The organism is Hymenobacter sp. HD11105 (assembly GCF_054051685.1).
This window is the reverse complement of sequence record NZ_JBSWBR010000005.1, coordinates 255,843-264,919: the sequence shown is the minus strand read 5'-3', so window position 1 is coordinate 264,919 and position 9,077 is coordinate 255,843. Positions and strand designations below refer to the sequence as shown.

Genomic DNA, 9,077 nt, shown 5'->3' with positions numbered 1-9,077 from the left:
GACCGCTTAATTCAAAAACTTTCGATAATATCGATAAGGCCGCTTGCCGCGAACTGGCACAAAATTTTACGCTTCTCTTAGCGTTCCTCCACAACCCATAAGCCCGGCTGGCAGTACGCAGGTTGCGGCACGGGCCGTTTGCTTCTATTTTGCTTCTATGAATTTGCCCCCCAGATTCCGTTTTCAACCTGCGCTGGCCGCCGTATTGCTGTTGCTGGCTGGTTGTTACTCTCGCGAAGATGTAAAGACCGAAGGCGACGCCGTCTCGGAGCAACAGGTTGAGAATGATCAGACCAAGATGCCCCGCGACAACGCCAAAGTCGCTCCTGAGAAAGGCGCACCCAACGTGGCAGCAGAAACAGATGCTGCCGCTGCTCCGCTCGCTCAGGTAAATGTGTTTTTGGAAGTTTCCGGCTCTATGGAAGGCTTTATGCCCAAGCCCGGTGCCGATGCCAGCAACACCCGCTTTCAGCAGCAAGTCGCGCAGTTTTTGTCGGAACTGAACAATAGCTCAGCCGCAAGCCGCAAAGTGTACTACCGTATCAAGGAGAAACCCTACCGCGACTCGTACCAGCAGCTCTCTGGCACCGTGCGCGGTGGCATCAAGGAGCCCGCCAGCAGCACCGACATTCCCACAGTACTCGATACGCTAGTCAGCAACTACTACGCGCCCAACACGGTCAGCGTCCTGATTTCGGACTTTATCTACTCGCCAAAAAACACCGGCGCTATTCCTTATATCAAGACCGACATTACCGACGCTATCAGCCGCACCCGCCGCTCCGATCTGGCCGTGTCGGTGTATGGTTTCACCTCTGATTTTCAGGGCACGTTTTATCCGGCTATCATGACTGGCGCGCGGAAAGTGCCTAACTGCTGCGACACCGACATCCCCTATTATTTCTGGGTAATTGGCCCCCAAGATGCCGTGCGGCGCTTTGATGCAGCACTGCTGGCCAAACAGTCGGCCGAGCAGGTACACTACGGCGTGAAGTATCCGCGCCCGGTGGCTTCGTTGCTCAATAAATACCAGAATAAAGGCAGTTGGTACTATGGTGAGAAGACCGCCAGCAAGCGCGAAGCTGGCGCCACCTACTACACGGTAGCCGTACAGGAAGCTTCAGCCCAAAACCCCGTAGAGTTCGTATTGGGCCTGAACTTGAGCAACATGCCAGCTCTCTACCGCGATTTAAGCTATCTAAAGCAGAACCTCCAACTCGTCGGCCAGGACACCGACGCCAAGATCGTGAACGTGGCCGAGGCCACCGACCAGACCCGCGCCAGCAGTGGCCCCGAAAACCAGTACACCCACTTCGTGAAGGTGCGCCTGACCAAAATGGCCCGCGCCGCGCGGCCTCTCCAAGTGGTGCTCAACGACGCCCGCCCCGCCTGGGTAAGCCAGTGGACCACCCAAAACGACAGCAACATCAACCAAGCGGGTCCCAAAACCTTCGCCTTCGCCAGCCTCGTCGATGGCGTAGCTACGGCGCTTGGAAATGGTCAGCAGCCTCCAGTTTTTCAGATTCCGTTAACCCTCGAGCCTGCCAAGTAATGCCTAGCCTCAATTCGGCGGCTGGTTGAACGCCTTTAATTGCATTGGGCGCACAATTCTGATGCAATTTCAACGTTCAGCGAATCTCAACTCAAAGTTATTTGTACATTTCCGCTATGAAATCATTTTTCCGTTTTCTCTACGAACTCATCGGTTCCCCCCAGCCGTCCTCCGAAACGCCTGTTTACCGCGAGGTGATTTTCCCCAACGTGGGCTTACTAACTATAGCTATTTCGCTGGGGTTGGTGCTGGTTTTCTACTACCTGATCAACCGGGCCATGGGCGTGGCTACCTTCAACAAGGGCCGCCATTGGGCAATTTTCCTTATTGCCAATGCCATCATCGCCTTCATCATCGCTATTGTGCAGTGCAACAGCCAGCAAGTAGCCGAACATTCTTACGTGTATTGGCTGGCTACACTGAACGCAGTGTACGGTCTGCTATGGTTCTTCCTCTTTTCTGTCATCCTGCGCAAAGGCTCCACCAACGCCAGCACAACTCCTTTTTAATGTGACAAAGACGCGTTACCTCGCGTCTTTGTCGTTTATGTCGTTACGCTAGAAGCAGGCATTGACCTGAAGGTTCTAGCGATACATCGCCACTTAATGCGTCTCATCACGCATCCGCGAAAACTGATCAATCTGCAAACTCTGCGATTCAATGGCTAAACTCTTTTTATTCGGTATTGGCGGCACGGGCTCCCGCGTTATTCGCTCGCTCACGATGCTGCTGGCCGCCGGCGTACAACTGCCCAATTGCGACCGGGTAGTACCTATCATCATTGACCCCGACGCCCACAACGGCGACATGAACCGGACAGTGGATATGCTGAAAAGCTATCAGCAGATTTATAACCGCTTGGGCCAGCGTGAGGATGGTTTCTTCCACACCAACATTAGCACGCTCAGCAGCATTTCCGCTGATACAAATGGCGGCGTAAAAGACACCTTCGTATTCGACTTCGGCGGCATCAACCAAAGCTTCCGCCAGTATCTGAGCTACGATCAGCTGTCCATTGATTCCAAAGGGTTAGTTGAACTGCTTTTCACCCAGGACAACCTGGAAAGCCCCCTTACCATCGGTTTCCGCGGCTCCCCGAACGTAGGTAGTGTAGTGCTGAATAAGGTTGTGGACTCACCGGAAATTCGGTTTTTCGCCGACAACTTCCAGGCCGGCGACCGGGTGTTTTTCATCTCCAGCATCTTCGGCGGTACGGGCGCGGCGGGCTTCCCATTGTTGCTCAAAAACCTCAAGGACCAAAACACCCGCCTGAGCAATGCCCGCTACCTGCGTGATGCCCTCACCGGCGCCGTAACGGTGATGCCTTACTTCGCGCTGCAATCGGAGGACAACTCCATCATCGACTCCAACAGCTTCCTGACCAAAACCAAGGCCGCGCTCAGCTACTACGAGCACAATCTGCAAGGACTCGACGCGCTGTATTACCTGGCCGATACGCCCGATACGCCCTACGAAAACCAGCCCGGCGGCACGGCTCAGCGCAATAAAGCTCACCTTATCGAGCTATTGGCCGCGCTCAGCATCGTGGATTTCATGCAATACCCCGATGCGGAGTTACGCAACGGTGGCCCACACTTCCACGAGTACGGACTGGGCGTTGACACGCAAGAGTTGAACTTCAGCCACCTACCCGACGAGTCGCGGGAAATGATTGCTAAGCAGCTGACGCAGTTCCTGTACTTCACGCGCTATCACAAGCAGCACCTGCCCACTGATAAAGCCCCCTACCACGACAACTTGAACCTGGACTATGCCATGCGCAATGAGCCCATCTTCAAGGAGCTAAACAACTTCCTCCACAGCCCCGAATTCGGCGTGGACGAGTGGCTAAAAGAACTGGCCCAGAACCGCCGCGCCTTCCGCCCCTTCGACCTCACCACCGACGACTTCAACGCCATGATTGCCGGCAAGCCCGTGGAGAAAAAGTGGAATGACTTCTTTAATAAAGGTCTGAGCCAGAACTACTTCCTCAATCAGCTCAACGACGCCGCCAAATCCATCCAGGAGCCTGACAACTTCAAGAAGCTGCTGGCCCTATTTGACCGCGTAACGGATAAAGCGTTTGAAGAGAAGGTGAAGGTGGTATAAGATAAGAACGACCAGCTCCCCTCCTCAGATGAGGAGGGGACGCCGTCACGAAGTGGCGGCTGGGGTGGTTGATGTCGTTGTTTAGTTGAACGACATTCTAGGCGGTCATGCAGAGCACAGCGAAGCATCTCACGTGCTGACGACTGAGTTACTACTGCAATGACTGCGAGCGAGATGCTTCGCTGCGCTCTGCATGACAGACTAAACAACCTCGGCAACGCCCACCAACCACCCCGCCCTTCGGGCACCTCTCCTCATCTGAGGAGGGGAATTGAATTACTACTCAATCGACATAATCGACTACAGGAATGCCCAAAGTCCTTCGCTTACATAATAACGGCTCCCAGCAGGTGCAAGGCTGGCAGAAAACGGCCCCCATCACCAGCACCGAAATTGACACTGTAACCGACCCCACCGGCGGACGAGCCAAGAATGTGGCGGTGTCCATCCCAACGCCGTTTGCGCGGATGCACTTGTTTGAAACGGCCTTCGATTTCCTGGCTCGTGAGGGACAGCGCAATCCGGGCTCGGTGTACCACGAGCTGGTGTCGCACTACTGGGACCTGTTCGAGGTGCTCTACAACTATAACCTCTACACCCAGGCTGGCCGCAAAATCACGTTGCGGCGTTGGAACGCGGAGACAGAGCTACGCAAAATGCAGGGTGATGAAGGCACGCGCTTGTTAGGCGAAACTTTGCGCCTATTCCTGCAAGACGACCGTTTCCGTGACTTCACGGATATGTATCTGGTATTCTATGAGTCGCCGGATCTGCCAGGTGGGCCGCGCTTGTTGGGAGGCACTTCGCCGCTTACCCTGCTCTTCACAGCCCCGACGGTGGCACCACTAGACTTAGAGCGCGCTCAGGCTAGGGGGCATTATTTCGATAACCAGATTGTGCTGCTGGAAGACCGCTCGCCGGCGTTCCGGGAGTTTGTGTACGAGCTGTTTCTAGCGTATCCGCAGCTGCAGCGCCGCGAGTTTGCAGGCAGCGTATTCGCTGGCCTCGATCGTAGCCGCATCAATCAGATGCAGATGCAGGGCGAGCACACGGCCCAGCGCTTTGCCGCCAAGTACCCCGCCATCACCGACTTCCAGGGCAACCTGGTGAGCGTGAAGTACGTGCCGCTGCCCGGTCGCGCCGATCAATCGGCGGTGATGAGCAGCGACCTGTTTATTCAGCCTACCCGCGAAAGCAACACGGGCCGTCTGCGCCCGCTGGTGCTGCGCCCGAATCTAACGATGCAGGGGGCAAATTACCTCAACGGTCAGCCCTGGGACGACCGCACGCCCGTGCCCTATGCTGATGAGCTGACGCTGGAGAATCGGGTGCTGCCCGGTAAAGGCTTCAAGTATCCTTACCTCACCGTTGGCGACTTCCTAGAAGATGCGCTGGTAGAGCTACCCTATGAGCTAAATACCCAGCGCTTCCACACTGGCAAAGTAACCTTCCAGTACGGCGCGGATAGCCAGGGACGGGCGCGGTTTCCGTACCTGCTGCCCCTGAAGCAGTCCTTCTTCGAGTACTTCACCGAGCACGATCTGGCCGAGCTGGTCACGTTTACTATCGACCTGAACCATGTTCGGGTGAACGTGCGGGTGCCGGTGCAGGGGGGGCGTTTTATCACGTTTGAGCGTAGCTACTACCAGAATCCGCAAAACCCCAAGGACGCACAGGGCCGCGAGATTCCGGAGAAGGGCCGCATCGTTCGGGCTAATATTGGTCTGGGTGTATTCCCGTTCTATAAAATGCGTGCACAGCCCGAGTACAATGACTTCTACAAAGTCATGCTTGTGGATGCCGATAACAGCCCTACCATGCTGCAGCGCCGCTACGATCTTACTTTTTTCGTGGGTGGAGAGCGGCTAACTGACCAAGGCGCTGCGCGTCGGGCTACCAAGTTTGAGCGTACTCAGAAGAGCGTAGCCACGGCTGGTAGTACCTACTACGAAATCACTGGCACCCACTTCGACCTTGCCGAACTAACCTGCCCGCCTGCTACGCTGGGTGCGGAGCCGGCACGTGGTCTTATTGTGCCGCGCTGGAAGGAACTGGACCGTGGTACCCGTCGCTTTACCTTCGCCGTCGATTTCGGTACCAGCAATACGCACGTAGCCTACGCTGACGGCCCTTCGGCTCACCCTAAGCCATTTACTATTGGCGAGGGCGACTTGCAGGTTGAACTGCTGAACGCTCCGCTGCCTGATACAGGTTACTCGGCCTTCCAGCGCTACATGCGCGGGCCTGGTCAGCTGTTTGACATTCCTCTGATTCAGAATCGGGAGTTTGTGCCGAGCATCGTGGGTGAACAGCAGTCGGTGTATGAATTTCCGATTCGGACGGCGGTTTGTGAAACCAACTCCTACGCCAACGAGCCCAGCAAAGTGTTGAGCAACATCAATATCGGCTTCAGCATCAATACTGAAACCAACCAGCCGCCTCAGAACCGCTTCGTGACCAACCTTAAATGGTCGGCGGAGCTAGACCCCCAAGGCGTGAACCGCATCGCAGCTTTCTTCAAGGAGATTCTGCTGCTGATGAAGCATAAGGCTGCGCAGTACGGCGGTATTCTGGAAGATACCCGTGTGGTGTGGTTTGCCCCCCTGAGCTTTGACTTGTTCCTGCGCAATCAGTTTCAGCAGGTGTGGGATGAGGCCTTCCAGGAGGTATTCCGCGCCCGTCGACCTACGCAGTGCATTTCCGAGTCGGTGGCGCCGTACTACTACCTCACGGCCACAAACCAAGTGGTACCTAACCGCGACGAGAACGTCATCAACATCGACATCGGCGGCGGCACTACCGACTTGCTGATTTTCGCGGAGCAAAAACCTTCGTACAGCTCGTCTTTCCGCTTCGCCGGCGACGACCTGTGGGGCGACGGTTACGCCCGCGTGCAGGGCGCACCTAAGCAAAATGGCTTGCTGCGCCTCGGTGTGCAGTACGTGGAAAGCCTGCCCGATTCGGAGCAGAACCAGGAGTACAAAGGTTACCTACGCGCGGCTTTGCAAAACCCCGATTTTGGTTCGGCCGATGTTACGAGCTTGCTCTTTACTTATAACGAGGCGTTACGCTTTACGCAGAGTTTGGGCTTGGGCAAAGGGCGGCAGCTGCGGGTGCTGTTTTATCTGCACTACACGGCTATTATCTACCATGTAGCGCAGCTGGTGCAGCATTTGGGTCTGAAAACGCCGCGTTATCTGTGCTTCTCGGGCAAGGGTAGCTTGTATCTGCGTTTGCTCAGCGGTGGCAGCAGCCTAGCGGCCATTGAAAAGATCACCAAAGCCGTGTTCCGCGCTGCTACTGGGCAGGAGCCGCCACAGAACTTCCGCGTTATTCTAGCCGACAACCCCAAAGAAGCTACCACCAACGGCGGCGTGCTCTTCGAGGAAAGCGCGACCAGCGCCGCCGACTTCGACCAGATTCGGACTGTGAAGCTCAACGGTGCCCTCGAAGGCGCTGATATCGACACGGCCCGCCTCAAGATTCCGCAAGTCGATGCCGACCTCAAGCAATCGGTAATTGAAAACACCCGCCGCTTCCTCGAAATCGTGCTCGACAACGACGACGTGGCCCCACTCATGCGCGAGGTAGGCGTGGATGTGGACCGGCAGAAGGTGAAAGACTTCCTGCTCCGCGAGATTGAGGACAGCTTGAACTTGGGTCTGCATCAGATTGGACGCAACCTTGGTCAGGGCGAAACACTGCCGGAGACGCTGTTTTTCTACCCGATGAAGCAAGCGCTGTATAACCTGAGCCGGGAGCTGATTAATCCGAATTCATAATGAAATAACGCCATGCAGAAGTCTATTTTGCATGGCGTTATACTGTTGCCTTTCTTGCTATGAAAATATTTTCCCGTTTTGTTGCCTTGCTGCTAGGCATGGTGTTCTTCGTTTCTGGAGCCCACGCCCAAACGCAACTCGGCAAACCTTCCCTTGACGAAGCAAAAACCCAGATCTGGTGTGCCACGGTCAAGTTTGTGTACGACGATACTGGGGTGCCTGATTTGAAGAGCACATTGCGCTGTGATGGTAGCTTGCAAGCGTTTGAAAACAGCATTAAGACCGACAAGCAAAGCGTGTACAGTCGCTTGTATAAACCACTAGAGCGGGGGGCAATTTATAACGGGTTGACCACGGATGAGGCGCGGCTCAATAAACTCACCACCGAGATAATCAATCGGTTAAAGAACCCCGCCCGTACCAGCGACCCCGCCCGTATGCAGCGGCTGACTGCCCTTGACGCGGGTCTCAAAAACTTTGTGCAAAACGGTACGCCCCTGGGTGACACCGGCGCAGACATAGTTGCTGAGGACACGGCAGTTGATACGGCATCCTTGGCGGATACAGCTGATGATTCGGATGTGGGGGTGGCGCTGCCGGCGGGTACTAGTGTAAGTAGCCCCCGCACCTATGCCGCCGAAAGCACTATAAGTAAGCTTTTTGCCCCTATTGCGCTGGTTTTCTCTTTGCTTAGCCTGGCGCTTTTTGCCTTGCAGCGTCGCCAACTAGGTGCCCTCAATACCCGCGCCGACCGGCATCGCAACGAGCTGGAAGCCGTTAAGCTGGCCATGCCAAGCGAAATCCCCAGCCTGAAAAAGCTTACGCCGGAACTGCAACGTGATATTGAAAAGCTAGTGGAACAGCGCGTAGCAGCGGCCTTGGCGCAGAATAAGCCCGCTGCCCAAAATTTGCCCCCCAGACAAGCTACTCCGCCAGCGCCAGCACGCACAGTGCCCGTGGCTCCGGTCACTGCCGCCGCGCCGGTTGCTCCCGTCGCTCCTCCGGTGGCCCCAGTAGCTGCTCCAACGCCGCCCGCACCTCGACAGCCGGTTACTGCGCCGCCTGCGCCTACTCCCGCACCGCCTGCGCCTACTCCCGCACCAACGTATGCTGCCCCAGCGCCAGCATCGATGGCTGAAGCGCAAGTAGCTCCGCCAGCCCCTGTGATACCCGCAGGCCCGCCCGCCGCGGCCCCGCGCGACGACTTCGATAGCCTAGTGCCGCCAGTGCAGCTACCCACGACTGATACGTGGTCGGGGGCGGCCCCGATGACGATCAAGCAAGAAGACCAGCTAGCGCCCACACGTTACTATGTAAAAGTGCCCGTTAATGGTGGTTTCAGCGCCTACGACTTGCAGGAAAAGCCCCAGCACGATAGCATCTACGAAATAACGGTGAATGCCAAGCAGCCGGAGCGCGCCACATTCCGGGTCACTTCCAACTCGGCTGTACATGCCTACGCTATCCAAAGCGCCCAGTATTCTTTGCGAGAAGCTTGCCGCTACCAGCAGCCCAGCGGACCGGTGTCGCGCATCGTGACGGATGAGGAAGGAACGCTGTTTAAAAGCAACGGAAACTGGCAGATTGAGCAGAAAGCCGCTATTCATTTCGAGTAGGAACGTACCCCAACGCTT

General features: G+C 56.1%; 5 protein-coding genes. All 5 read left to right on the top strand.

Annotation, left to right across the window (positions count from 1 at the left end):
• The first annotated feature begins 157 nt into the window (after positions 1-157).
• The 5 genes from ACW9KT_RS16820 (at position 158) to ACW9KT_RS16800 (ending at position 9,059) form a co-directional block, all read left to right on the top strand.
• Positions 158-1,552, top strand: a complete 1,395-nt coding sequence (locus ACW9KT_RS16820) for a hypothetical protein (RefSeq protein WP_457082476.1) — start codon at positions 158-160, stop codon at positions 1,550-1,552.
• A 116-nt stretch (positions 1,553-1,668) separates the two neighbouring features.
• Complete coding sequence (locus ACW9KT_RS16815; RefSeq protein WP_457082474.1) at positions 1,669-2,061, top strand: hypothetical protein; 393 nt, start codon at positions 1,669-1,671, stop codon at positions 2,059-2,061.
• Positions 2,062-2,212: 151 nt separating this feature from the next.
• Positions 2,213-3,661: a hypothetical protein gene (locus ACW9KT_RS16810; protein WP_457082472.1), complete on the top strand. Its 1,449-nt coding sequence runs from the start codon at positions 2,213-2,215 to the stop codon at positions 3,659-3,661.
• A 308-nt stretch (positions 3,662-3,969) separates the two neighbouring features.
• Positions 3,970-7,443, top strand: coding sequence for a hypothetical protein (locus tag ACW9KT_RS16805; protein ID WP_457082470.1), 3,474 nt, complete (start codon positions 3,970-3,972; stop codon positions 7,441-7,443).
• A gap of 59 nt (positions 7,444-7,502) precedes the next feature.
• A complete protein-coding gene (locus tag ACW9KT_RS16800) occupies positions 7,503-9,059 on the top strand; it encodes a hypothetical protein (protein ID WP_457082468.1) in 1,557 nt (518 codons plus the stop codon).
• Positions 9,060-9,077: the final 18 nt, after the last annotated feature.

Coding starts and splice junctions, on each gene's coding strand:
- ACW9KT_RS16815 (WP_457082474.1), top strand. CDS start 1,669: ATGAAATCATTTTTCCGTTTTCTCTACGAACTCATCGGTTCCCCCCAG.
- ACW9KT_RS16820 (WP_457082476.1), top strand. CDS start 158: ATGAATTTGCCCCCCAGATTCCGTTTTCAACCTGCGCTGGCCGCCGTA.
- ACW9KT_RS16800 (WP_457082468.1), top strand. CDS start 7,503: ATGAAAATATTTTCCCGTTTTGTTGCCTTGCTGCTAGGCATGGTGTTC.
- ACW9KT_RS16810 (WP_457082472.1), top strand. CDS start 2,213: ATGGCTAAACTCTTTTTATTCGGTATTGGCGGCACGGGCTCCCGCGTT.
- ACW9KT_RS16805 (WP_457082470.1), top strand. CDS start 3,970: ATGCCCAAAGTCCTTCGCTTACATAATAACGGCTCCCAGCAGGTGCAA.